At 68.1% G+C, this 24,217-nt stretch carries 22 protein-coding genes, 2 pseudogenes and 2 riboswitches; of the genes and pseudogenes, 12 read left to right on the top strand and 12 right to left on the bottom strand.

Annotation, left to right across the window (positions count from 1 at the left end):
- Positions 1 to 2: 2 nt before the first annotated feature.
- The 3 genes from Q0672_RS15650 to tssJ are packed head-to-tail and all read right to left on the bottom strand — an operon-like array spanning position 3 to position 3,241.
- Positions 3 to 1,310 (bottom strand): DotU family type VI secretion system protein, encoded by a 1,308-nt coding sequence (locus tag Q0672_RS15650; RefSeq protein WP_298623660.1) that lies wholly within the window; start codon positions 1,308 to 1,310, stop codon positions 3 to 5.
- 36 nt (positions 1,311 to 1,346) lie between these two features.
- Positions 1,347 to 2,684 carry a type VI secretion system baseplate subunit TssK gene (gene tssK, locus Q0672_RS15645; protein ID WP_153163296.1) on the bottom strand — a complete coding sequence of 446 codons (1,338 nt, stop codon included), beginning with the start codon at positions 2,682 to 2,684 and terminating at the stop codon, positions 1,347 to 1,349.
- Positions 2,685 to 2,725: 41 nt separating this feature from the next.
- Positions 2,726 to 3,241, bottom strand: a complete 516-nt coding sequence (gene tssJ, locus Q0672_RS15640; RefSeq protein ID WP_153163295.1) for a type VI secretion system lipoprotein TssJ — start codon at positions 3,239 to 3,241, stop codon at positions 2,726 to 2,728.
- A gap of 185 nt (positions 3,242 to 3,426) precedes the next feature.
- Here tssJ and Q0672_RS15635 point away from each other — a divergent pair.
- Both Q0672_RS15635 and Q0672_RS15630 read left to right on the top strand, forming a co-directional pair.
- A pseudogene (locus Q0672_RS15635) lies at positions 3,427 to 3,660 on the top strand (transposase); the annotation flags it as partial.
- An 88-nt stretch (positions 3,661 to 3,748) separates the two neighbouring features.
- A pseudogene (locus tag Q0672_RS15630) lies at positions 3,749 to 4,030 on the top strand (transposase); the annotation flags it as partial.
- 291 nt (positions 4,031 to 4,321) lie between these two features.
- Here Q0672_RS15630 and cobC read toward each other — a convergent pair.
- The 5 genes from cobC to cobU form a co-directional block, all read right to left on the bottom strand.
- Positions 4,322 to 4,894 carry an alpha-ribazole phosphatase family protein gene (cobC, locus tag Q0672_RS15625; protein WP_298623655.1) on the bottom strand — a complete coding sequence of 191 codons (573 nt, stop codon included), beginning with the start codon at positions 4,892 to 4,894 and terminating at the stop codon, positions 4,322 to 4,324.
- On the bottom strand, positions 4,879 to 5,649 hold the full coding sequence (locus tag Q0672_RS15620; protein WP_298623654.1) for an adenosylcobinamide-GDP ribazoletransferase: 771 nt from the start codon (positions 5,647 to 5,649) through the stop codon (positions 4,879 to 4,881). Before Q0672_RS15620 ends, cobC begins: the two co-directional genes overlap by 16 nt.
- An 11-nt stretch (positions 5,650 to 5,660) precedes the next feature.
- Positions 5,661 to 6,695, bottom strand: coding sequence for a nicotinate-nucleotide--dimethylbenzimidazole phosphoribosyltransferase (cobT, locus tag Q0672_RS15615; protein ID WP_298623652.1), 1,035 nt, complete (start codon positions 6,693 to 6,695; stop codon positions 5,661 to 5,663).
- Between the two features lie 99 nt (positions 6,696 to 6,794).
- The gene (gene gdhA / locus Q0672_RS15610) at positions 6,795 to 8,138 is read right to left on the bottom strand and encodes an NADP-specific glutamate dehydrogenase (RefSeq protein ID WP_298623650.1); all 1,344 of its coding nucleotides are present in this window, start codon (positions 8,136 to 8,138) and stop codon (positions 6,795 to 6,797) included.
- Positions 8,139 to 8,270: 132 nt separating this feature from the next.
- A complete protein-coding gene (gene cobU / locus Q0672_RS15605; protein WP_298623647.1) occupies positions 8,271 to 8,822 on the bottom strand; it encodes a bifunctional adenosylcobinamide kinase/adenosylcobinamide-phosphate guanylyltransferase in 552 nt (183 codons plus the stop codon).
- Between the two features lie 64 nt (positions 8,823 to 8,886).
- A riboswitch (cobalamin riboswitch) is annotated at positions 8,887 to 9,128 on the top strand.
- 136 nt (positions 9,129 to 9,264) lie between these two features.
- Here cobU and Q0672_RS15600 point away from each other — a divergent pair.
- From Q0672_RS15600 to Q0672_RS15575, 6 genes are all read left to right on the top strand, one after another.
- On the top strand, positions 9,265 to 11,205 hold the full coding sequence (locus Q0672_RS15600) for a TonB-dependent receptor (RefSeq protein ID WP_298623643.1): 1,941 nt from the start codon (positions 9,265 to 9,267) through the stop codon (positions 11,203 to 11,205).
- 62 nt (positions 11,206 to 11,267) lie between these two features.
- Positions 11,268 to 11,512, top strand: a riboswitch (cobalamin riboswitch).
- Between the two features lie 128 nt (positions 11,513 to 11,640).
- Positions 11,641 to 13,494, top strand: a complete 1,854-nt coding sequence (locus Q0672_RS15595; RefSeq protein WP_298623641.1) for a TonB-dependent receptor — start codon at positions 11,641 to 11,643, stop codon at positions 13,492 to 13,494.
- A gap of 93 nt (positions 13,495 to 13,587) precedes the next feature.
- Positions 13,588 to 14,634 (top strand): iron ABC transporter permease, encoded by a 1,047-nt coding sequence (locus Q0672_RS15590; RefSeq protein WP_298623639.1) that lies wholly within the window; start codon positions 13,588 to 13,590, stop codon positions 14,632 to 14,634.
- Between the two features lie 2 nt (positions 14,635 to 14,636).
- Complete coding sequence (locus Q0672_RS15585) at positions 14,637 to 15,413, top strand: ABC transporter ATP-binding protein (RefSeq protein ID WP_298623637.1); 777 nt, start codon at positions 14,637 to 14,639, stop codon at positions 15,411 to 15,413.
- Positions 15,414 to 15,526: 113 nt separating this feature from the next.
- Positions 15,527 to 16,138 (top strand): cob(I)yrinic acid a,c-diamide adenosyltransferase, encoded by a 612-nt coding sequence (cobO, locus tag Q0672_RS15580; protein WP_298623635.1) that lies wholly within the window; start codon positions 15,527 to 15,529, stop codon positions 16,136 to 16,138.
- A gap of 347 nt (positions 16,139 to 16,485) precedes the next feature.
- On the top strand, positions 16,486 to 17,439 hold the full coding sequence (locus Q0672_RS15575; protein WP_298623633.1) for a D-2-hydroxyacid dehydrogenase: 954 nt from the start codon (positions 16,486 to 16,488) through the stop codon (positions 17,437 to 17,439).
- A 13-nt stretch (positions 17,440 to 17,452) separates the two neighbouring features.
- Here Q0672_RS15575 and Q0672_RS15570 read toward each other — a convergent pair whose 3' ends face one another.
- The 4 genes from Q0672_RS15570 to Q0672_RS15555 all read right to left on the bottom strand — a co-directional run bounded on the left by Q0672_RS15570 (position 17,453) and on the right by Q0672_RS15555 (position 20,001).
- Positions 17,453 to 17,809: a c-type cytochrome gene (locus Q0672_RS15570; RefSeq protein ID WP_298623631.1), complete on the bottom strand. Its 357-nt coding sequence runs from the start codon at positions 17,807 to 17,809 to the stop codon at positions 17,453 to 17,455.
- Entirely contained in the window at positions 17,809 to 18,387 is a 579-nt protein-coding gene (locus tag Q0672_RS15565) for a ferritin-like domain-containing protein (protein WP_298623629.1), read from the bottom strand. The genes Q0672_RS15570 and Q0672_RS15565 overlap by 1 nt, the downstream gene beginning before the upstream one ends.
- Before the next feature lie 103 nt (positions 18,388 to 18,490).
- Entirely contained in the window at positions 18,491 to 19,306 is an 816-nt protein-coding gene (locus Q0672_RS15560) for a cupin domain-containing protein (protein WP_298623627.1), read from the bottom strand.
- 2 nt (positions 19,307 to 19,308) lie between these two features.
- Entirely contained in the window at positions 19,309 to 20,001 is a 693-nt protein-coding gene (locus Q0672_RS15555; RefSeq protein WP_298623625.1) for a sigma-70 family RNA polymerase sigma factor, read from the bottom strand.
- Positions 20,002 to 20,328: 327 nt separating this feature from the next.
- Between Q0672_RS15555 and Q0672_RS15550 the strand changes: the two genes are divergently transcribed.
- The 4 genes from Q0672_RS15550 to Q0672_RS15535 all read left to right on the top strand — a co-directional run bounded on the left by Q0672_RS15550 (position 20,329) and on the right by Q0672_RS15535 (position 23,902).
- Complete coding sequence (locus Q0672_RS15550; protein WP_298623623.1) at positions 20,329 to 21,750, top strand: SUMF1/EgtB/PvdO family nonheme iron enzyme; 1,422 nt, start codon at positions 20,329 to 20,331, stop codon at positions 21,748 to 21,750.
- Between the two features lie 497 nt (positions 21,751 to 22,247).
- Entirely contained in the window at positions 22,248 to 22,646 is a 399-nt protein-coding gene (locus Q0672_RS15545) for a hypothetical protein (protein WP_298623621.1), read from the top strand.
- A gap of 120 nt (positions 22,647 to 22,766) precedes the next feature.
- A complete protein-coding gene (locus Q0672_RS15540; protein WP_298623619.1) occupies positions 22,767 to 23,114 on the top strand; it encodes a hypothetical protein in 348 nt (115 codons plus the stop codon).
- A gap of 164 nt (positions 23,115 to 23,278) precedes the next feature.
- Positions 23,279 to 23,902: a hypothetical protein gene (locus tag Q0672_RS15535; RefSeq protein WP_298623617.1), complete on the top strand. Its 624-nt coding sequence runs from the start codon at positions 23,279 to 23,281 to the stop codon at positions 23,900 to 23,902.
- The last annotated feature ends 315 nt before the right edge of the window (positions 23,903 to 24,217 follow it).

Here is a 24,217-nt window from a genome sequence, read left to right as displayed (position 1 = left end):
GTTCAGTTGCCGCGGGTGGCCGGGAATACAATGACTTCGACGCGGCGGTTCTGCGCGCGTCCTTCGGGTGTTTCGTTGGTGGCGACGGGTTCGCTGTCGGCACTGCCTTCAGTCTTAACTTTCGTGCGGTTTCCCAGACGTGCCGCGAGCGCTTCGGCGACCGCGTCTGCGCGAGCCTGGGACAGGTGCCAGTTGGATGGGAAGCGGGCTGAGCGGATCGGACGATTGTCGGTGTGGCCACGGACAAGCACAGTGCCCTCGACCTTAGCCACCGCTTCACCGATCCGTTCGAGGAGTTCGGCGAAGGATGGCGAGAGGGTGGCGCTGCCTGCCTCGAAGAGGCCATCACCGCGAGCGGTGACGATGCTACGGTCGATCAGATCACGCACAACGACGCGGCCGGCTTGGACTTCGGGGGCCAGAAAGTGGGCCAGCCGGGCGGGCGCCGGGGTAGGGGACGCAGGCACGGCGGGGGGCATTGGCGTGCCTGCCTTGAGGGAGAGGATGGACGAGAAGGTGGGGTCGGAGTGTTGGTTGAGGGCGAAGGAGGCGAGCAGGTAGCCGATCGCCAGTACCAGCGCCGTCAGTGCAGCTGCCGCCCAGAGTGGCACGGATTCGCGCAGCGGGCGGGCGGGGCGGGCCGTGGTCTGCCAGGCCGGCGAGAGTTCGTGGATGACGTCGCCGCGCTCCTTGGAGAGCATCTGTGCCAGCCTCTCGCGTACTGAGGCGAGCTGGGCGCGGCCGTTTTGCTGCACGCGGAAGCGCCCCTCGAACCCGAGGGACAGGATCAGGTATAAGAGTTCGAGGAGATTGCGGTGCTGGGCGGGGTTCTCGGCGAGCTTGCCGAGCAACTGGAAGAATTTCTCGCCGCCCCAGGCTTCGTTGTGGAACTGCACCAGCAGGCTGCGCTGGGCCCACACCTTGTCGCCCCACGGAGTGTTGGCGGCGGTTTCGTCAAGGAAGGTGCACAGCGCGTAGCGCGCGGCGATCAGCTGTTCATGGGCAACGCCGTGGTCGCGGGCCTTGGTCTCGAAGATGCCGATGGCGCGGGCCAAGGTGTCGCGCAGGCCGGTGGGGTCGGGGTGCTGGGCCTGGCGGAATTGGGGCACCAGGCCCAGCAGCGGGTTGGCTGCGGCGATCAGTGGGTTGAGTCCGGTGTCCCAGTCGAGGGCAGCGAGGTCGACCCGCTCGAAGCGCATGGCGGGTGCCGGCCCGGATGCCGCCGCCGACCGCGCGCTACGGGCGCCGGGGGATGGGATGATCAGCGTCTTGTCGGAAGGAGGCTGGGCAAAGGGGTCGTCGTGCGCCATGGTTCCAGTCTCAGGTGGCGATGCGTTGGTCTGTGCTCAGGCCCGGATGGCCCATAGCGAGAGTTCGAGGGCAGGAAAGTCGCCGGTCACATAGATGCCAAGACCCCCGGAGTTGTCGAGCTGTTTCCAGAGATCGCCAGCATTGTCGAGTTGAAAGTAACTGAAACCAGCGTGGAACGGAATCTGCCGCGGGGCGACGGGCAGTGCCTGCAGCGCGATGCCGGGTAACTGCAAATTGACCAGTTCGCGGATCTTTTCGACCGGGCCTAGCTTGGCCTGGGCGGGAAAGCGCGCGCGGAGGGTTTCGCTGGGCACCTGGGCATTGACCGCCAGCACGAAACCGGCATGACGCAACAGGTTGCGGTCCGTGACCAAGCCAACGAAGCGGCCCTGCTTGTGATCCTGCAGCTCAATCTGGATGGCGTTCTGTTCCAGCACTGTGGCGAGGGCGCGACGGATGTCGCGGATCAGCGGCGTGAAGCTGGCTTCGAGGGCATCGTGGTCGTAGGTTGGGCGAGCGCTGGGGCGGCGTTCGGTATTGACGAGCGTAGCGAGTTCGGCGGAGAGTTCGAGGAGGCGGACGAACAGGCGTTCAGGGTGGAGCTGTCCCAGCTGGGAGAAATGCTCGAACACCGGTTGGTGCCGGTTAACTGTTAGCAGGAATATGAAGTCGGCGATCTCGGCCACGCCGCCCGCGCCAGGCTGGGCGAGGCGTCCGGCTAGGGCGTCACCCCGCTGGCCGAGGAGGCCGTGAATCTCCCGCAGAAAACCGGACAGTACCGGAGAGGCCTGGCTGGCGAGCACCGGTGGGATATACCCCTTGTCGATCAGCAGGTTGTTGTCCGGACGGCGTTCGATGACGCGCACCACGCCGATGCGTACAAAGGCGTCGGAAATTTGGTCGGCAAGAACGAGGCGCAGCTGCGGCTGGCCGATTTCGATGGGTTCGGTGGTGCCGTCGCCGGCGACGGAATCGACGATCTGTTCCTCGACCGGGGCGTGACGTGCGAGGTGCGCCGACGGTTCCCCGACACGGGCGGCTTCGGCGCTCTGCGCACGGCGCAGCGGCAGGGCCAGATAGACGATGGCATTCTTGGCGTTGGGTGGGATGTCGAGGGCCAGCGGCGCGGGGTGGGCTGCGGGGAAATCGAAGGGTGTGCCGTCGGGTAGCACGCCGCGGGCTGCTGCCAGCGCGATCTTGCCGGTGGCGAGCGCCGCGCTGTCGAGCTCAAGTTGGGCGAAGCCCCAGAAAAGGCCTCCCAGCGCCTGCGTTCGAGTTTCGACGTACCACTCCATGTGGCGGTCCTGCTGCTGGAAATGCTGGGGCCGCAGAAAGAGGCCCTCGGACCACACGACTTTGCTGTACCAGGACATGACGGCCTCTTGTGGGGCGAGAGTAATGGTTGAATTATTGCTTACTGCCCGACGCTGCGCTGCCTGGGGAGCTTCGGGGCGATGGCGATTCCACTTTGGCTAACCTGGATGGAGTAGGCGGTGGTTGTATGCTGCGGGATGGGGGCGGTGGCCCGCCAGCGCACTTTGTTGACTTCGCGGTAGGCTGCGAAGACTCCCAGAAACTGGCTCGGGCCTTGAAGATGTAGTTCAGTACTGAAGGCCTGATTGGGTAGAAGGGTGATTTCCTCCCGCACGACCTTTGCTGCGCCGAGCACCTCATTGTCGCGCTCGAACAGCGAGAAGAAGTCGGCGTTGTCGAAGACTGCTGTGGTTTGTAGAAGGTAGAAGCGCACGACGATGGGCATCGCACGACCGTGACGGTCGGCATTGACAGCCGCATCGGCGATGATATCAAGCCGGATTACCGTAGGGGGCGGCTCCGTTTTGGGCGTAGAAATGACCGGCGGCTTGGCGCATCCTGCCAGTGCTGCCACGACGGTGGCAGTCGCACCAAGTGCGTGCGTGAATCGGATCATCGCGGCTGGATCTCCAAAAGCTGTTCAGCTATACAATTTGATTATCGTAGCCTTTCTGCCGCAATGCAATCGGGAATGAATCGGTACGCCCTGCCGTGAAAAAAGCAGCCTATAATTATACTATGTCACTAAGATGAACTCATTATTCGCTCCTTCAGAAAATGGCATTAAACGCAAAGCGAATGATGGAGGCGCGTTTCGTGAAGTACCTTGAACTCCTTTGCTCCGCCCGCGGACATGCAGACCGACGTAAAGGACTGCGGGGATATTGCCGTGGCCTGATGCTGCCATTGGATCGCAAGAGTGTGGAGCCGCTGGCGGCGAGCATTGATCCGCTTTCGGTCCGGGCACGACACCAGTCGCTGCATCACTTCGTCGCCAAATCAGATTGGTCGGATACTGCCGTTCTGGAGAAAATCAGCAGTTAGCAGGTTGATGCAAAACCCCGTGAACGATCCCGTCACCCGCCTGCCCCAGCCGTACTCTCGAACTCCTGGTGCAGCACTGATGCGCGGCGAAGTCGATCCCCAGTCCTCGATCTTTCACTGTTTCTCGGTCGAGTCCCGGATTCCGGCTGATCACCTGTTGCGTAGGGTGAAGAAACTGGCCGAGTCGGCATTGTCGGCCATTTCTGCGGAACTCGACGGCCTTTACGCCCGGACGGGCCGCCCTTCGATCCAGCTGGAGCGCCTGCTCAATGCACAATTGCTGATCGTCTTCTACTCGGTTCGCTCGGATCAGCAGTTCTGCGAGCAGTTTGATTACAACCTGCTCTTCCGCTGGTTTCTTAGCCCACTACGAAGGTCGGGGCTGGCGCCGCTTGCCCCATCACGCAACCTTGAGCATCGCTGCTTACGGGGTTCTGGTCGCCGAACGGCTGCGTTACAAGGATATCAAAAAAGCATTGTTTGGCCCGCAGTCTGCCGTACCCGAAGGTTACGTGCCGCGCGGCTGTTCGACGCGCCCAGCGGCATGTTCCCGATTCGATCTCAACGCTACGGTGGACCATCGCGCAGATACTGGTCAATTGCTTTCAGCAATGTCCATGTTGCGCACAGGAAAGCGCGGGAGATTGATTTGTTATTTCGTGGCACAGCAAGAGTGGCGGTTGAACCAGCGCAGCACGGTGCCCCAGTCGTGGAGATCCAGCCGGGTGACTTCGCCGCAGGCAAAGTCGAGGGTGAGCCAGCGCTCGGGTGGCAGGCCCAGCAGTTCGCCGGCCAGCGCCCGGAGCGGCCCGCCGTGGGCCACGACCACCGCCGCGGTGGGTGCCTCGGCGCGCAGCCCGGCCAGAAAATCCAGCGTCCGGTCGGCCATCCGGCGCGGCGATTCGCCGCCGGGCGGGGCGAAATCCAGGGGTTCGGCCACCCACGCGTCGAGGGCCGCCTGGCCGATGTCGTCGAAGCTGCGCCCTTCCCAGTCGCCGAAGTGGATCTCCTTCAGGCGCGGGTCGAGGCGCGGGGTGCCGAGGGCCTCGGCCAGCAGGCGGGCGCGGGCCAGGGGGCTGGCGAAGAGGGCGTAGTCGGCCGGCAGCAGCGGGCGCAGGCGCTCGGCCACCAAGTCGGCGGATTCGGCCAGGCCCAGGTCGGTCTGGCCGTAGCAGATCCCCGGCGCCACGGCGGGCCGGGGGTGACGGATCAGGTAAAGCTCCACGTGGCGAGGATTCCCAGGTAGATCGCGAGTTCGGCCACCTGCTGGGCGGCGCCCAGGCAGTCGCCGGTGTAGCCGCCGAGGCGGCGCAGGAAGATGCGCCGGGCCTGGATGCCGACCACCGCGCACACCGCCAGCACCGCCAGCGCCTCGCGGGGGTTGAGCAGCAGCAGCGGCAACACGCCGGCCAGGGTGGCGATGCCGAGCTCGGCGGCGGTGGGGCGGCGGGCCACCGGAGCGGATTTCGAGCTGTCGTCGGGGCGGGCGTAGTCGAGGGTGGCCATCAGCCCCACGGCCACCAGCCGCGACAGGGGATGGGCCACCAGCAGGGCGGCGATCACCGGGTAGTCTTCCTCGGCGCCCAGATTGGCGAGGGCGAGGTACTTGGCGAGGAGCATCAGCACCAGCCCGATGGTGCCGTAGCTGCCGATGCGCGAGTCCTTCATGATCGCCAGCACCTGCTCGCGGTTCCAGCCGCCGCCGAGGCCGTCGCAGGCGTCGGCCCAGCCGTCCTCGTGGAAGGCGCCGGTGATGCGGATGGTGGCCGCCATCGCCAGCACCACCGCGATATCCACCGGCAGCACCTGCACCGCCAGCAGATACACCGCCACACCGGCGAGCCCCACCAGCCAGCCCACCAGTGGCAGGTAGCGCGCCGCGTGGCCGAGCTTTTCGGGGGCGAAGCCGACCCAGCCCGGCACCGGCAGCCGGGTGAAGAAGCCGATGGCGATGAAGAAGAGTTCGAGCTGGGTGCGCATCCGGGGCGGGATCAGGCTTTGCCGGCCACGCCGGCGGATTCGAAGCTGGCCATCTCGTTGAGGAAGTTCACCGCCGCCTGCACCAGCGGATACACCAGCGCCGCGCCGGTGCCTTCGCCCAGGCGCAGGTCGAGCTGCACCAGCGGCTCGGCGCCCAGGTGGGCCAGCTGCACCACGTGGCCGGCCTCGTGGGAGCGGTGGGCGAACACGCAGTAGTCGAGAATCTCTGGCGCGATGGCGTGGGCCACCAGCAGCGCACTGGTGACGATGAAGCCGTCGATCAGCAGCACCATCTTCGCCTCGGCGGCGCCGAGCATGGCGCCGGCCATCATGGCGATCTCGAAGCCGCCGTACTCGGCCAGCGCGGCGAGCGGGTCGGTGGGGCGGCCGCCGCGGGCGACGGCGCGGGCGAGGAGGCCGCGCTTGCGGTCGAGGCCGGCGTCGTCGAGGCCGGTGCCGCGGCCGATCACGGTGGCGAGGTCGGCGTCGGTGAGGCAGTGGGTGAGCAGCGACGCAGCGGCGGTGTTGCCGATGCCCATCTCGCCAAAGCCGAGCACGTTGCAGCCGTTGGCGGCCAGCTCGGCGGCCAGGGCGCGGCCGCGGGCCAGCGCGGCGTCGCGGGTGGCGGCATCCATCGCCGGGGTCTCGAGGTAGTTGGCGGTGCCGGCGCCGAGCTTGGCGTCGATGAGGCCGGGGCGGGCGCCGAAATCGTGGGCGACGCCGGCATCGACCACCGTCAGGCCGAGGCCCATCTGACGGGCGAAGACGTTGATCGCCGCGCCGCCGGCTAGGAAGTTCTCGACCATCTGCCAGGTCACGTCTTGCGGGTAGGCTGACACGCCGGCCCGGGCCGCGCCGTGGTCGCCGGCGAACACCAGCATCTGCGGCTGGCGCAGTTCGGGCGACAGCGTCTGCTGGACGAGCCCGATCTGCTTGGCCAGCGCTTCGAGCCGGCCGAGGGCGCCGAGGGGCTTGGTCTTGGTGTCGATGCGCTGCTGGAGGGCGGCGGCGATGCCCCGGTCGGGGCGGGCGATGGCGTAGGTCATGGCGGGGCGGGCGGGTGCGGACGAAGCCGCGGATGTTAGCGCGGCCGGACGCCAAACGGGGAGTCCCCCGTCTGCCGCCGCCCGCCCGTCGGGGGCGTGTCAGATCACGCCTTGGGCGAGCATCGCGTCGGCGACCTTCACGAAGCCGGCGATGTTGGCGCCGTCCACGTAGCTCACCCGGCCGTCGGCGCGCTGGCCGTACTTCACGCAGGCCGCGTGGATGCCGCGCATGATCTCCAGCAGGCGCGCGTCCACCTCGTCCCGCGACCAGGCCAGGCGCAGCGCGTTCTGGCTCATTTCGAGGCCCGAGGTGGCCACGCCGCCGGCGTTGCTGGCCTTGCCCGGGGCGTACAGCACGCCAGCCGCCTCGAAAGCGCGGATGGCATCGATGGTGGAGGGCATGTTGGCGCCCTCGGCCACGCAGATCACCCCGTTGCGGATCAGGGTCGCGGCGTCGTCGCCGTCGAGCTCGTTCTGGGTGGCACAGGGCAGGGCCACGTCCACCGGCACGTGCCACGGGCGCACGCCCGGCTCGAAGCGGGCGCCGGTGCGGGCGGCGTAGTCGCTCACGCGGCCGTAGTGGTGGTTCTTCACGTCCATCAGAATCGCCAGCTTCTCGGGGGTGAAGCCTTCCTCGTCGATGATCGTGCCGCTCGAATCCGACACGGTGACGACCCGCGCGCCGAGCGCCATCGCCTTCTCGACGGCGTATTGAGCCACGTTGCCCGAGCCCGACACGCTGACCCGCAGCCCCTCGAAGCTGCGGCCGCGGGTACGCAGCATCTCGTTGGCGAAATACACCGTGCCGTAGCCGGTGGCCTCCGGGCGGATCAGCGAACCGCCGAAGCTCAGGCCCTTGCCGGTGAACACGCAGTCGGCGCGGTTGCTGAGCTTCTTGTACATGCCCGCCATGAAGCCCACCTCGCGGCCGCCCACGCCGATGTCGCCGGCCGGTACGTCGGTGTCGGCACCCACGTGGCGATACAGCTCGGTCACGAAGGCCTGGCAGAAGCGCATTACCTCGTTGGCGCTGCGGCCCTTCGGGTCGAAGTCAGCGCCGCCCTTGCCGCCGCCCATCGGCAGCGTGGTGAGGGCGTTCTTGAAGGTCTGCTCGAAGGCCAGGAACTTGAGCACCGACAGGTTCACCGACGGGTGGAAGCGGATGCCGCCCTTGTACGGCCCGATCGCCATGCTGTGCTGGATGCGGTAGCCGCGATTGACCTGGACGTTGCCGTGATCGTCGATCCACGACACGCGGAACAGGATCGCCCGCTCGGGCTCGACGAGGCGGTCGAGCAGGCCGTGCTCGGCGTAGCGGGGGTGCTGCTCGATGAACGGCCAGAGGCTCTCGATGACCTCGGTGACCGCCTGCAGGAACTCTGGCTGGCCCGGGTTGCGTTCCGCCACGTGTTGCAGGAATTGATTCGCCGACGCGTACTTCATGAATTTTGCTCCAGACAAAAATGCACCAAAAATAGGATTGCTCGCCTTTTTGTGCACCTTTGTGGTGCAAAGTTCATTTCGGCGCGGTGACAGTCCGCGTCGACGCGGAACGCGCGGGCCGGCGCGGGGCGCTCAGCGGCCGGGCTTGAGGACCAGCGGCAGCCCCGCCGCGACGAATACGACCCGTTCGCAGCGGGCCGCGATGGCCTGGTTGAGGCGCCCGGCCTCGTCGCGGAACAGGCGCCCCAGGGGCGATTCGGGCACCAGCCCGAGGCCGACCTCGTTGGCGACGAAGATCACCCGGCCGGGCAGCGCCGGGATCAGCGCGAGCAGTGCGTCGCGCTCCTGCACGAAGGCCGGCAGCGCCTCGGCACCGACACCCGGCGGCAACGCGTCGGCGCCGTCGAGGAGGTTGGCCAGCCACAGGGTCAGGCAGTCGACGACCACGCAACGCGTCGGCGCGGCCACCGCGGCCAGCGCGTCGGCCAGTCCGCGGGGATGTTCGTGCACCGTCCAGCCCGCCGGGCGGTCGGCCTGGTGGCGGGCGATGCGGGCGGCCATTTCGGCGTCCAGCGCCTCGGCGGTGACGATGACATGCACGGCAAGCCCGCTGTCGGCCGCGGCCGCTTCGGCGAGGCGGCTCTTGCCCGAACGGGCGCCGCCGAGGATCAGTTCGCAGCTCATGGAAATCCGGAAGTGTCTGAATTGGTGGTATTATCGCAGGCTGTTTGCCGGCGGCGCGGTCTGCCGGCAACAAAGTGCTCCAGGTGCTCCACGGGCCATCCGGCCCAGGAGTTAAACGGGAAACAGGTGCGCGGTCTTCCTCGAAGCCGCCATGCCTGTGCTGCCCCCGCAACGGTAAGCAGGTGCACGGTGCGTCAATGAGCCACTGGGTTTTTCAACCTGGGAAGGCGACGCGCCGCGGCCGGTGGTCAATCCACCCGGCCTAGCCTGCAAGCCCGGATACCGGCCTCGGACACACCAAGCGGAAGTGCCACGGGGTGGTGGCGACGGGCGCAGCCGGTTTTTTCCGGCGCCTCTCCCAGTTTCTCCCCCTTCGCGTGCTTCCACACATGATTTGCCCGATTCGGCGGGGACGCCAGCGGGCCAGGGAGAACACATAAAAATGATCAACCGCCATTCCGCCGTCGCGCTCGCCGTGGCTGCCGCCCTTGCCGCGCCGGCCTTCGCTGCCGACGTGCAGCCCGAAGTCGTCGTCAGCGCCAGCCGCTTCGACGACGCCGACTCCAAAGCCCCCGTCAGCCTCACCCGCATCAGCCGCGACGACATCGCCAAGAGCGGCGGCGCCAGCCTGCCCGACGTGCTCGGCCTCGCCGCCGGCATCGACGTGCGCCCCATGTCCGGCGCGCTGGGCATCGACACCGTGGTCGACCTGCGCGGCTTCGGCGAAGCGGCCGGCAGCAACACCCTGATCCTCCTCGACGGCCAGCGCCTCAACCCGGTGGACATGAGCGGCATCGACTGGTCGGCCATCCCGCTGCAGAACGTCGATCGCGTCGAGGTGATGCGCGGCACCGGCGGCGTGCTGTTCGGCGACCGCAGCGTGGGCGGCGTGATCAACATCATCACCGACAAATCCGGTGCCCCCCGCGCCAGCGCCGGGCTCACCCTCGGCAGCTACGGCTATCACCGGGTCGATGTGTCCGCCGCCGGTTCGGCCGACGCCACCTACTTCAACGTGTTTGCCAACTACGCCGACGTGAACGGCTGGCGCAAGAACACCCAGGGCGACCAGCGCGCCGTCTCCGGCCGGGTCGGGCACATCCTCGGCGACGAGCGCGAAGTCTTCGTCGACGTGGCCGCCTATGGCGATTCCAACGGCCTGCCGGGCTCCATCAAGCGCGCCGACTACGACGCCGACGCATCCCGCGCCCGCAGCCTCACCGACCACCAGAAGCGCGAGGGCTACCGCCTGCGCCCGGGCGTACGCTACGCCATCACCGACACCCTGATGCTCGAAGGCGAGATCACCTACAACACCTCGCGCCAGAACGCCGTGTACGGCGCCACGCCCTACATCGCCAACCGCGATACCACCGCCTTCACCCCGCGCCTGCAGTGGCGCCACGGGCTGGCGGGGCTGGCCAGCACCACCGTCGCCGGGCTGGATGTGTTCCACGGCAAGGTCGACAACGTTGCGCTGGATCAAGCTGGTTCCCAGCTGTCCCGCGCCTTCTACGTCCAGAACACCACCTCGCTGCGCTCCGACCTGCACCTCACCCTGGGCGGGCGCCGGCAGATCGTCCGTCAGCACGCCGAAGATCGCGCCAATGGCATCGACGGCGAAGCCACCCACGCCCGCAACGCCTTCGAGGCCGGCCTCGCGTGGGATCTCGACCGCAGCACCCGGCTGTTCACCCGCTGGGGCCAGGTGTTCCGCTTTGCCAACACCGACGAGCTCTTCGGCTACGACCCGCTCACCTACGCCCCGGTGTTCACCGGCGGCAACGTGCGGCCCCAGCACGGCACCAACCTCGAAGTCGGCGCCCGCTACAAGGCCGACGGCCTGCTGCTGCAAGGCGCCATCTACCGTCTCAGCCTCACCGACGAGATCGGCTACAACCCCATCACCTACGCCAACGAGAACTTCGACCGCACCCGCCGCGAAGGCCTCGAGCTCGAAGCCCGCTGGCGCGCCCTGCGCAAGCTCGAGCTCAACGCCGGCCTCATCACCCAGAACGCCAAGTTCGTGGATGGCCCCTACAGCGGCAACACCGTCACCCTCGTGCCCAACCTCAAGTACCGGGTGGGCGCGGTGTTCGACGCCGCCACCGCCGGCCGCTACGGCGCCACCTGGACCCACGTGGGCAAGCGCCGCTTCGGGGGCGACTTCGACAACACCAAGGAGATGCTCGACGGCTACGGCATCCTCGATCTGCACGCCGACTGGAAGGTGCGTGACGTGACCCTGCAGCTGCGCCTCGCCAACGCCACCAACCAGAAGTACGCGCCCTACGCGCTGTATTCGTCCTTTGCCGGCGACTACTACTTCTACCCGGCGGAAGGCCGCACCCTGTTCGGCTCGGTGCGCTACGACTTCCGCTGAGTCGCCGCGCTTCATCACAGCTTCAAACCAGCAGGAACCTTTGGCCGGCGGCACCGCTGCTGGCCGATCGACGTGACCAAGGTGCCCCCGGGCCGGCAGGCCCGGGGGTTAAACGGGAAACAGGTGCGCGCGCTTCTCGCCGAAGCCGCAAGGCCTGTGCTGCCCCCGCAACGGTAAGCAGGAACACGACGCGTCACTGCGCCACTGGGCCCTTCGGCCTGGGAAGGCGACGCGCCGCGGCGGTGCCGGTTTCAACGGCCCCGCCCCACTGCAAGCCCGGATACCGGCCTCGGTTGCCTCAAGCGGAAGTGCCACGGGGTGGTGGCAGGCGCACGCCGGACGGTTTCCGACCGTCCCGGGCCAGCCTCTCCTCCGGGTGCTTTCACCAGCAAACCACCGGGTTGGCGGGGACGCCGCCCGGCTCGGGAGACCTCCATGACCTTCATCCGCCCCACCCTTGCCGCCCTCGCCGTGGCCACCGCATTCCCCCTCACCGGCCTTGCCGCCGACGCCGAACAGCCCCTCGTGGTCGTTACCGCGTCGCGCCAGGCCCAGCGTGCCGACGAGGCCATCGCCGACGTCACCGTGATCGACCGCGCCCGGATCGAACAGGCCGGCGCCAGTTTCGGCCTGCCCGAACTCCTCGCCCGCCAGCCGGGCATCCAGATGGCCACCAACGGCGGCCCCGGCAAGAGCACCTCCATCTTCATGCGCGGCGGCAACGGCAACCACACCATCCTGCTCATCGACGGCATGCGCATCGGCTCCGCCACCACCGGCACCGCCAGCTGGCAGGACATCCCCCTGTCGCAGATTGAACGCATCGAGATCGTCCGCGGCCCGGCCTCGGCCCTCTACGGCGCCGACGCCATGAGCGGCGTCGTCCAGATCTTCACCCGCAAGGGCCAGGGTGCACCGCGCGTCGACGCCTTTGCCGGCGCCGGCAGCTACGGCGCGCGGGAAGTCTCCGCCGGCGTCACTGGCGGCACCGAGCGCCTCAGCTACGCCCTGCGCGGCGGCTACACCGAGACCGAAGGCACCAGCGCCAAGATGCGCAAGGCCACCGGCTACAACCCCGACCACGATCCGTATCGCAACACCAGCGTCTCCGGCAACCTGGGCTACCGCCTCGCCGACGGCCACGAGCTGGGCGCCACCTTCCTCGCCACCGAAGGCCGCAACTTCTACGACGGCGAAGCCAGCTTCAACAACTACAACAACTCCGCCCAGCGCGTCTGGAGCCTCCACAGCCGCAACCGCCTCGCCGCCAGCTGGACGAGCACCCTGCGCTTCGGCCAGTCGGTGGATAGCTACGAAGGCTTCATGCTCAGCAAGCCCGCCGGCTCCACCATCCGCACCACCCAGGACCAGCTCGCCTGGCAGCACGACATCCGCCTGCCCGTCGGTACCCTGATGGCCGCCTACGAAAACCTCCATCAAAAGGTGCTCAGCGAAGGCGCCTTCGATGGCGGGCGTACCGTCAACTCGGCGCTCCTCGGCTGGACCGCCGGCCTGGGCGCCCACACCGTGCAGCTCAACGCCCGTCACGACGAGAACAGCCAGTACGGCGGCAAGACCACCGGCTACGCGGGCTACGGCTACCAGATCGCCAACGGCCTGCGCTTCACCGGCAGCATCGGCTCGGCCTTCCGCGCGCCCACCTTCAACGAGCTGTACTACCCCGGCTTCGGCAACGCCAACCTCAAGCCCGAAAACGCCTACAACAAGGAGCTCGGCCTGCTGTGGTCGCAGGGCGGCAGCTTTGCCAGCCTCACGGTGTTCCGCAACCGCATCTCCGACATGATCGTCACCTTCCGCAACCCCAGCACCGGCCGCTCGATGCCGTCCAACGTGCGCGAGGCGCTGGTGCAGGGCGTATCGCTGGCGGGTGGCACCCGGCTGGCGGGGTTCGATCTGGAAGCCGGCATCGATTTCCTCGACGCCAAGGACCGCGACTCCGATGCCAGCCTGCCGCGCCGGGCCAAACAGAGCGGCCACTTCCGCGTCAGTCGCAAAGTCGAGCGCATCACCGCTGGCGTCGAGCTGCAGGGCGTGGGTGGCCGTTACGATGCGGTCAGCTTCAGCAGCAGCGCCCTCGCCACCGCCACCGAACGCGACCGGCTGGGCGGCTACGGCCTTCTCAACGCCTTCGTGAAGTACGCCGTCACGCCCGACTGGAGCGTCGAAGGCCGGGCCAACAACCTGCTCGACAAGCAGTACGAGACCGCCTTCGGCTACAACACCCCCGGCGCCAACGTCTTCTTCGGCGTACGCTACGCCCCGAGGTAATTCGTAACCAAACCGGGCCGCGGGCAACCCCGGCCCGGCGCTGAACACACCCATGAACCCACACACCCACCGCCCGCAGGCGGCCTTCTGACGATGGCCGACGAGCTCCACCTCGCCACCCGCAGCGCCGCCGCGCCTGCTACCCGCCCCGGCGCCGGCCGGCGCGGGCGGCAGCGCGCCCTGCTGGTGCTCGCCGCCCTCGTCGCCGCAGCGCTGGCCGCCTTTGTGTGGGCGCTCTCCGCCGGCGCGTTGGCGGTCTCCCACGCCGATCTGCTCGCCGCCCTCACCGGCAGCGGCGGCGGCATGGAATCCGACATCATCCGCACCCTGCGCCTGCCCCGCGCCGTGGCCGCCTTTGCCTGCGGGGGCCTGCTGGCCCTGGCCGGCGCGCTGATGCAGGTGCTGCTGCGCAACCCGCTGGCCGACCCCTACGTGCTGGGCATCTCCGGCGGCGCGGCGGTGGGCGCGCTGGGGGCGATCCTGGCCGGGGCTGCCTCTGGCTGGATCGATGCCGGCGCCTTCATCGGCGCGCTGGGCGCGACGCTGCTGGTGTTCGGCCTCGCCCACGGCGACGGCTCGTGGACGCAGACCCGCCTCCTCCTCACCGGCGTCATCGTCGCCGCCGGCTGTGGCGCGGCCGTGGCGCTGATGCTCAGCCTCGCGCCGGAAGGCCGGGTCAAGGGCATGCTGTTCTGGCTGATGGGCGACGCCAGCAGCGTCACCCAGCCGTGGCCGGCGCTTGTCGTGCTGGGCCTGGGGCTGGTGGCGGTGCTGCCCTTCGCGCGGGAGCTCAACCTGCTCTCCCGGGGCGAGATCACCGCCCGGGCGCTGGGCGTGCGCGTCGGCCGCCTGCGCGCGCTCGTGTATGGCCTGGGCGCGCTGCTCACCGGCGTGGCGGTCACCACCGTTGGTTCGGTGGGTTTCGTCGGGCTGATCGTGCCGCATCTGGTGCGCCTCGCCATCGGCAACGACCAGCGCCTGCTGCTGCCCGCCGCCACCCTGGCCGGCGGGGTGCTGCTCACCGCTGCCGACACCGCGGCCCGCACCGTGGTCGCGCCCATCCAGCTGCCGGTGGGCGTACTCACCGCGCTGTTCGGCGTACCCGTGTTCCTCTTTTTGCTGACGAGGCATCCGCGATGAAGATGGACGCCCGTCCCCCGGTGCTCGGCACCGAAGCCCTCGCCGTCGAAGTCGGCCGGCACCGCGTGTGCCGCGATCTGGATTTCACCCTCCAGCCCGCCGACACGCTGGTCATCCTCGGCCGCAACGGCGCCGGCAAGAGCACCCTGCTGCACACCCTCTCCGGCCTGCGCCCGCCCGCTGGCGGCAGCGTGCTGCTCTCCGGCAAACCCTACGGCGACTGGCCCCGCGGCCACGAAGCCTGCCTGCGCGGCCTGCTCGCCCAGAGCCAGCCGGACTACTTCAGCGCCACCGTGCTCGAAACCGCCCTCGTCGGCCGCCACCCGTATCTGGGCCGCTGGGATTGGGAAGGCGAGGAGGACGAAGCCATCGCCCTGGCCGCGCTGGAGACGATGGGCCTCGCCGGCTTTGCCGAACGCCAGGTGCCCACGCTATCCGGCGGCGAGCGCCAGCGCCTCGCCATCGCCGCGCTGCTCGTCCAGCAGCCGCGCCTCTATCTGCTCGACGAACCCCTGGCTCACCTGGATCTGCACCATCAGGTGGCGGTGCTCGATCATTTCCGCGGCCTCGCCAAAGGCGGCGCCGGCGTGGTGATGGTGCTCCACGACATCAACCTCGCCGCCCGCTACGCCAGCCACGTGCTGCTGCTGGATGGCGAAGGCGGCCACGTGATCGGCCCTGCCGCCGCCGTGCTCACCGTCGACCGCCTCTCCGCCGCCTTCGGCCACCCGCTGCGGGCCGTGGCAGATGGCGACGACACGCTGTTCGTGCCCGTATAACAAGGTCGACCTGTAGGTCGGACTTTAGTCCGACATCGCGGGTCGATCAGGCAGGGCTTGTCGGACTGAAGTCCGACCTACAGAAACCCAAAAAACCCCATCGAGAGAACCCCATGACCGACACCGACTCCACCCTCGACTCCCGCCACAAGGCCCGCATGGAACGCAAGAAGGCCGTCGTGGATGCCGCCATCGCCGCCGCCACCGACAAGCGCGGCGTGCTGCTGGTGAACACCGGCAACGGCAAGGGCAAATCCAGCGCCGCCTTCGGCGTGCTCGCCCGCGCGCTGGGCCACGGCCTCCAGGCCGGCGTGGTGCAGTTCGTGAAGGGCCGCTCCGACACCGGCGAGGAAGCCTTCTTCCGCAGCCAGCCCGGCGTGAGCTGGCACGTGATGGGCGACGGCTTCACCTGGGACACCCAGAACCGCGCCGCCGACATCGCCAGCGCCCGCGAAGGCTGGGAGCAGGCCCGCGCCTTCCTGTGCGACCCGGCTATCGGCCTCGTGATCCTCGACGAGCTCAACATCGTCCTCAAGTACGCCTACCTCGACGTGGCCGAAGTCATCGCCGACCTCCAGGCCCGCCCCGCCCACCAGCACGTCATCGTCACCGGCCGCGCCGCGCCCGATGCGCTGGTCGAAGTGGCCGACACCGTCACCGACATGGGCGCCACCAAACACGCCTTCAAGGCCGGCATCGCCGCCCAGGCCGGCGTGGAGTTCTGAGCGCAAGACGCACCCCTCGATCTGTAGATCGGACTTCAGTCCGACAAACCTCACCCGCTCAACCCGCGCTGTCGGACTAAAGTCCGACCTACAGGGATGTGCCTTGTCTTTTTGTGGGGCGACGCGGCCGATGTCGCGCCTTATCGGCCGTCCCTACGCCCGGCCGCACCTCTCGATCTGTAGGTCGGACTTCAGTCCGACAAACCCTGCCCGATCAACCCGTGATGTCGGACTGAAGTCCAACCTACAGTGTTTTGCCCGGGCCGGCCTTGCGGAAAACCCCGGTTCTGCCGCCTGCCCGGCGCGGGGTAAGCTCGGGGTTTCGCCGATCCGAGTCTGCCCCCACCATGCACCACATCGTCTCCATCGAAGCTGGCGCCCTCGTCGCCGATCTGCGTCGCCCCGCCTTCGAACACACCTGGACCGAGCACGAAGCCACTTCCCAGGCCCAGGTGGCCGAGCGCCTGCGGGACGCCACCATCGCGGTGGTCAACAAGCGCCTGCTCACCGCCGACATCATCGATTCGCTGCCCAGGCTGCAGATGGTCGCCATCGCCGCCACGGGTTACAACAACGTGGATCTGGATGCCTGCCGGGCGAGGGGGATCGTGGTGTCCAACGTGCGTGGCTACGCCCGCGAGACGGTGCCCGAGCACGTGTTTGCGCTGCTACTGGCGCTGGCACGGCAGATCTCGCCGTTTCATCGTTCGGTGGCGGCGGGGCGCTGGCAGCAGAGCGAACAGTTCTGCTATTTCGACTACCCGATCCGCGATCTGGCCGGGCAGACGCTGGGCATCTTCGGTGGCGGCACGCTGGGGCAGGGCGTGGCGCGCATCGCGGCGGCTTTTGGCATGAAGGTGGTGTTTGGCGAGCACAAGGGCGCCGAAACTTGTCGCCCCGGCTACCTGCCCTTCGAGCAGCTGATCCGCGAGGCCGACGTGATCAGCCTGCACTGCCCCCTCACCGACGCCACCCGCCATCTCATCGGCGCGGCCGAGCTGGCAGCCATGAAACCCACCGCGCTCCTCATCAACACCGCCCGGGGCGGGCTGGTGGATGAGCAGGCCCTGGCCGACGCCCTGCGCGCCCGGCAGATTGGCGGCGCCGGCTTCGACGTGCTGACCGTCGAGCCACCGGTGGATAACCCGCTCCTCGCGCCCGATCTGCTGGAAGCCGGCAACTTCATCCTCACGCCCCATGTGGCGTGGTCCAGCCGCGAGGCCATGCAGACCCTCGCCGATCAGCTCATCGACAACATCGAGGCCTTCGCCCGGGGCGAGCCGGTCAATCGCGTGGCGTGAAACCCGGGTGGGCTCAGCGCGCCGCCCGCAGATAGCCGATGATCGCCCGGCGTTCGGCCGGGTCGCTCACCCGGACGTTCATGCGCTGGCCGGGGATCAGGGCTTCCGGGTCCTGCAGCCAGCGCTCCAGCGTCACTTCGTTCCAGACGATCCGTGAGCCCGCCAGCGCGGGCGAATACGCAAAGCCCGCCACGCTGCCCGCCTTGCGGCCGAACACGCCGGCGTGATGGGGGCCGGTCCGGTCTGCATCAAGGGCGTGGCAGCCGCCGCAGCGGGCTTCGTACAGCGCCTTGCCGTCGAGGGCTTCGTCCGCCCCGGCCTGCGTGGCCAGCACGGCCAGGCAGGTCAGGGCCGCGTGGTGGGCGCGCATCACGCACCGAAGCTGAGGGCCTTGGCGGGCAGCGGGCGGCCGAGCGCGCTGGTGAGGGCCGTCCAGTGCATCGTCTCGTCGGCGGCCAGGCGGCCGGCGATCTGGGCCAGGTTGTGATCCTTGAAGGCCGGGATGACGCCCAGGTAGGCGTTGGTGGCGCCCATCTCCAGCCGGGCGGCCAGGTTGAGTACGTCGGCCTGGCTCGTCAGCGATGCGGCGTTGAGGGCCTTGGCGTAATCGTTGATCGACTTCTCGGTCACCGGCTTGCCGCCCATCTTCTCGATGGTGGCGATCAGCGCGTCCCGATGGCTCTTGTGGTGGGACTGGAAGAGCACCGCCACGTCGAGCACCGGCTTCTGCAGCAGGCCGCTGGTGGCGCCCAGCTGGTAGGCGTTGATGGCCTCGTGCTCCAGGCCGAGGGCGACGTTAAGGATGTCCACATCCTTGGCGGCATCTCCGGTGGCGGCCGAGGCGAGGTCGGCGCGCCCGGCGAGCAGGGCGATGGCGGCGACGGAGAGGGTGGCTTTGCCGGACGAAGACAGGAAGCTGCGGCGGGCCGGAACGAGAAGGGTGCTCATGATCGGATCTCCTGGGGGGTTGAGGGGTGCTTCAACCTCTCTACGCACCCGATCGGCATCCGGATGCAGGCGGCGGCGACATTATTTGCGTCGCCGCCGCCTCTCAGCCGCCGCAGCTCATGAACATCAGCCCACCGGTCGCGCTCGTCACGCGCCGCTGGCTGCCGGCGCCTGCGGGACGGCCGAAATCGCCCGCCTGCAGCAGCACCTCGTCCACGCTGACCTCGCCTTCCAGCTGCAGGCAGTCGTCGGCCGCCCCGAAGGCCAGATCGGCCCGGGCGCCGGGTTCGAGGCGCAGCAGCATCGAACGGCGCCCGCCCTCCTCGCGCAGCAGCTTGAGATCCACCCCCGGCGCGTGATGCGCCCACGGCCCTTCATCCCGGGGGATCGTCATCGGCACGACGTCCTCGCCGGGCAGCAGGGCGGTGATCATGTCCCGGGCGAGGGCCAGCGGATGGCCGATGGGCGTGCCGCGCAGGTAGATCAGCGCACCCCCGGCCGAGCGGACGATGCCGTGACGGCTGCCCGACGGGGCCAGGTGGTAGTCCCCCGGCCCGACGCTGATCTCGCCCATTTCCACCCGCCCGCGCAGCACCAGGCACTCCTCGTCTTCATGGTGGCGGTGGAAGGGGATCGCCGCACCGGGCTGCAGTTCGAGCAGCGCCGCGCGCTGATCGCCCTGCATGCGCTTGACGCGCACGCCCGGCACAAGGCTCTCCCATTCGCCCTCGTCAAAGCGGATGCGGATGAAGTCCTTGCCGGCCTCGCGGCTGGCGCGGATGCGGTCGAGCAGGCGCAGCTTCACAGCCTCGGCGCGCTTGGGCGGAAAGAGCACCGGACCGAGGGATTCGAGCAGTCCGTCCTCCACCTCGCGGGCGGTGGTCGGGTCGTCGGGGTCGAGCAGATGTTTGGTGTCCATGATCAGGTCAGGCTCCGGTCCATGGTGGCGGCCAGGGTGCCGCGCAGGCTGAGCAGGGCGCGGCGGACGTGGGATTTGACGGTGCCGAGGGGCAGGCCGGCCTGCTCGGCGACTTCCTCGTGGGTCAGGCCGCGGAAGAACACCAGGGCCAGCAGCTGCCGGGGCAGCGGATCGAGGGCCGCCAGCGCGGCGTGGAGCAGGGCGTGGTTGCGGCACGCCGACAGCAGGTTCTGCGGATTGAGGGCGGCTTCGTCGGCGTCGTCGGGCCGCATGAGGATCTCCGGCTCCGGGTGCAGCGTGGCCGGATCGGCGCGGCGCAGGTAGTCCAGCGCCCGGCTGCGGGCGATGGTGAGCATCCACGCCAGCGGCCGGCCGCGGGCCGGGTCGTAGCGCGCCGCCTGTTGCCAGATCTGGAAGAACACATCCTCCACGATCTCCTCGGCGGCGGCGGGCGTGCGCACGATGCGCAGGGCAAGCCCATAAACCCGTCCGCTGGTCCGGTCGTAGAGTGCGCCCAGGGCGTCGGCGTCCTCCCGCTGGATGCGCGCGATCAGCGCCACCAGCTCGGCGGTGTCCGGCGCCGCCGACCACAGATCCGTGCTGCCGCTGCCGGTCGTCTCGTCCGCGGCCTCCAGCAAGCCCGGGTTCAGGGCTGCCGCGTCAGCCGCAAAGGCCGGCTGAATGTCCTCGATCATGCCTCGTGCTCCTTCCTGCCGGTGCCGGCGGCATCGTCCTGCATGGCCCGTCGGGCCATCGCGGCGGGCTGGCCTGCCCGGCTTCCGCGTTCCCAATCAAGGATACGCAGCCCGGCCGCTTCCGGATGCAGCGCGCCGCAAAAAGAACGTCCCGCTGCCTTCCCTGCCCGCCACGCAGGAAGTTCAACCTGCGCAGCCCCACCATCCACCCCGCACGCTACGGGTGGATCGTGCCGCTGATTTTCGGCATCGCCGAGGACGCGGCCCGGATCGCTGTGGCGCCGGGGTGCGTGGCATACTCGACGCCTATTCCGTGGTCAGTTCGTCATGAGCGACATCTTCGTCTGCTACGCCCACCGGGACAGGGCTTTTGCTGAAAAACTGGTCGATCGCTTGCTCGATCGAGGATGGTCGGTCTTCATCGACCGCCAGCTGCATGTGGGCGAGCGCTGGGACAAGACCATCGAACACGAACTGGGGTCGGCCCGCGCCATTGTCGCCCTGTGGTCTGCCTCATCGCGTCAGAGCGAGTTCGTACTGGAAGAAGCCGAATTCGGCCGCAGGAAAGGCAATCTCTTCCCTGTGCTCATCGAAGCGGTGGAGATCCCCTACGGCTTTGGCCGGATCGAAGCGGCCGACCTGAGCGGCTGGGATGGCGCAGCCCCCCATGACGGCCTCGATCTGCTGCTCGATTCCCTGCAGCGCGTTCTGCAGCCCTCAGGCGCGGAAACGGTGAAGGGGGCTGCCGAGCCTCACCGCGCGCCACCCCGCCCGCTTCCTGCGCAGACGCGACCCCTGCGGCGCGGGCTTTTGGCCGGCATTGTGGCGGCACTGGGATTGGTCGCTGGCATCACGCTGCTGCGCCAAGGCCAACCCGAGCCACGCCCGGCCGATTCCCCGCCACCGCCAGCGAAGACCGATACCACCCCGTCGATGCTGCAGGCCGGGGCCCGGTTCCGGGATTGTGGCGATGCCGCCTGCCCGTGGCTGGTCACCGTGCCGGCAGGCCGCTTCGTGATGGGTTCACCGGAGAATGAGACGGGCCGCTCGTCCGACGAAAGCCCCGCGCATGGGGTCGCCATTGCCCAGCCATTTGCGATGATGGAAACCGAGGTCACCCGCAGGCAGTTTGCCCTGTTCGTCCAGGAGAGCGGCTATCAGCCGGCTGCGGGCTGCTTCGAGTGGCATGACGGGGTGTGGAATCCCGTGCCCGGCGGGGGCTGGCTCGATCCGGGCTTCAGCCAGACCGACGATCACCCGGCGGTCTGCGTCGATTGGCACGCGGCCCACGCCTTTGCCGGCTGGATGAGTCGCCGCACCGGGCATGTCTATCGGCTGCCCAGCGAGGCCGAATGGGAATACGCCGCCCGTGGCGGTGCCACGGGGCGCTTCGCGTCGTGGGCCAAGGAGGACGAGCCTTGCTCGCTCGCCCACATTGCCTGCACCGGAGACAATCCGCCCCGGGGCACCCGGCCCGTCCGCCAGCTTCACCCCAACGAGTTCTCCCTTTACGACACGCTCGGCAATGCCTGGGAGTGGGTGCAGGACTGCTGGCATACCGACTACCTCGGCGCCCCCGGCGACGCACGGCCCTGGGAGACGGGCTGCGCCGAAGACCGGCGGGTCATGCGCGGTGGCGGCTGGGGCAGCACCCCCGATGTCGTCCGCCTGGCAAACCGCGGTCGTGAATATGCCGACATGCGCTTCACCAGCGGTGGATTCCGGCTCGTGCGCCAGCTCGCACCCTGATCGCCTGGCACGGCGTCGGGGGCTGCACGCAAGCCCCCGACGGTGCTGCGAGAAGACCACAAATACAGCGGAAGAATGTTGATCTTTGCACCTTGAAACATCGATTCAGCGCTTGAATCGATGTTTCCCGGCCCAGAAACCATGATTCACGCGCTGAAAGAAGGTTTCGGGCGCCATCATCGTGCTTTTAGCGCCTGAAACTTGGTTTCAGGCCGCGAAATCGAGTTTCTTGCCCCCGCAACACCGTTTCTGGCGCCGAAACGGTGTTTCTGCCGCTGCAAGCTCGTCGTCCCTGGCCCCCAGTGGGTGCTCATGCCCCGGCAGGCTTTCGTCGGCCGCCGGGGCAGTGTTCGGCCATCCGCACCCGGCAATCCATCCTGCGGGTCATATAAATGGCGTACAGGTAGTACATTGGTCTTTACTGTAAATGGCATATTGATTTAACATCGCTGTACTGTAGATGCGTCCAGACCACCCCATCCGCCACAGGAGGCAGCATGTCCAACATCAAGCCTGACACCCGGGTCACCGCCCAGGAAGCCGACGCCGACATCGATTCCTATCTCGCCCTCAAGGCCATCCCCGGTTACACCCCCCACAACCCCGCCCACAGCGTCGAGGCCGCCACCGCCGCCTACAACGAGCTGCTCGCCGCCGAAGAAGACGTGCTGCTGGCCGAAAACGCCCTCGCTGCCGCCCGCGACGCCGTGATGGAAGGCCGCCGCGCCCTGCGCAACGTCATCCTCGGCGCCAAGAACGAGGTGCGCGTCATCTATGGGGTCAGCTCCAACGAGCTGGCGTCGCTGGGCATCAAGAAGAAATCCGATTACGCCCGCCACAGCAGCCCCGCCAGAAAGGCCGACGGCGACGCCAGCGTCGCGCCCGGCAACCACTGAGTCCGTGCTGCCCCGCGTACCTACTCCTTGGCGCGGGGCGGTTTTTGGCAACGGCGGCCGTTACGCCGCCGTTTTTTTTTGCCTTTGTCCGTTCGCCATTCATTCCTCCCAGGAGGCTCCATGTCCAAGCCCAAACCCAGAAAGCGGCTGACTGCCAAGCAGATCCAGGACGACATCGACTTCTACTACCACCTCAAGAGCCTGCCCCCCGAAAAGCTCGCCTTCCTCGACCCCGGCATGGACGTCATCACCGCCCTCTTCGAAGAGGCGCTCGCCGCGCGCGAAGAAGAGCGGATCGCCCGGGAAGCCGCCGAAGCCGCCAAAAAGGCAGTGCACGACAGTCACATCGCAGTGTGCGAAGCCCGGATTGCCGATCTGCTGGCCACGCTCCCGCGCAACCCCTTCGACGACGACCAGCCGCCCGAGGGGAGCGACAACGACGCCGGCAAGCCGCCCACCCTGCACTGAGCGCCCAGGCCGCGCCCGGCAGCGCTCCCTGCCCGTCATCCCCACCGCCGCCTTGCCCTGACGGCATGCCGCCATTCCCCCTTACAATGCCGCGCACAGGCCGCGGCTGCCCCAGGCGCCGCAATTGAATCAAGGCGGGCCCCGGCGCCCCGGAACGGAATCCCATGACGCGTCTGCAATACGGGTGGAAGAATTGGGCCAGGGCCACCAGCCTGTCCCTGCTGCTGTGGCCGGGCATCGCCCCGGCCGACGAGACCGAACCCGGCAAGGCCAAGCTCGGCATCGAATACGAACTGGAAAACGGCGCCCGCAACGCCTGGCAAAGCCGCAGCCTCACCCTCGTGCCGGGCATCACGCTCGACAACCCGTGGATTCACATGGTCGAAGCCCTCATCGAAGGCGCCCATGAACACGACAGCGGCGAGCGCAGCACCGAGCGCAAGCTCGCCATCCGCCTGCGCCACAACTTCACCCTCGGCCCCGACACCCGCCTCGTCCTCCGCGCCCTCGCCGGCCACGCCGTGCAGGGCGACGAAAAGTATTTCTACTGGTACGCCGAACCCAGCTTCCGCTACGCCATCGGCCCCGTCGAGCTCATGCTCGGCTACCGCCATCAACGCGCCATCGACGCCGGCAAAGACCACGACCTCCACAAGCTAAGGCTGGGGCCGAGCTTCGACCTGTCGGAAAACGCCGAGATTGAATTCAGATGGGCCAGAAGCTGGAACATGCACACGGGAGCGCATGTGAGTGATGCTTATATCGTGGAGGGGACGTGGAGGTTTTGAGGGGGCTTGACGAATAGGCGTTGTAGGTCGGGTTAGCCCGCAGGGCGTAACCCGACACCCGGTGATCGAATTACGTCAGTAATTAGTCGGTCCTGAAGAACTCCTCGGAGCCTTTCCTCACGCGGCCTGCGCGCGGTTGAGACCTTGCCGAATCCTCCAGTTTCCAGTGCAATCGCATTCACTTTCTGGAAGATTTGGAGCGCAGGTTTGCGATGACGACCCCGGATTTTTTCCGCGCCCGGCTGGACGCGATGATCGAGCTGCGTCACCCGCTCGCGGTATTGGCAACCCGCATGCCGTGGGCCGAGATCGAAT

Origin of the sequence: uncultured Zoogloea sp. (assembly GCF_937894855.1) — a bacterium.
Lineage (GTDB): Bacteria > Pseudomonadota > Gammaproteobacteria > Burkholderiales > Rhodocyclaceae > Zoogloea > Zoogloea oryzae.
Note: the sequence above shows the minus strand (reverse complement) of the source record. Positions and strands in the feature narration are given on the sequence as shown.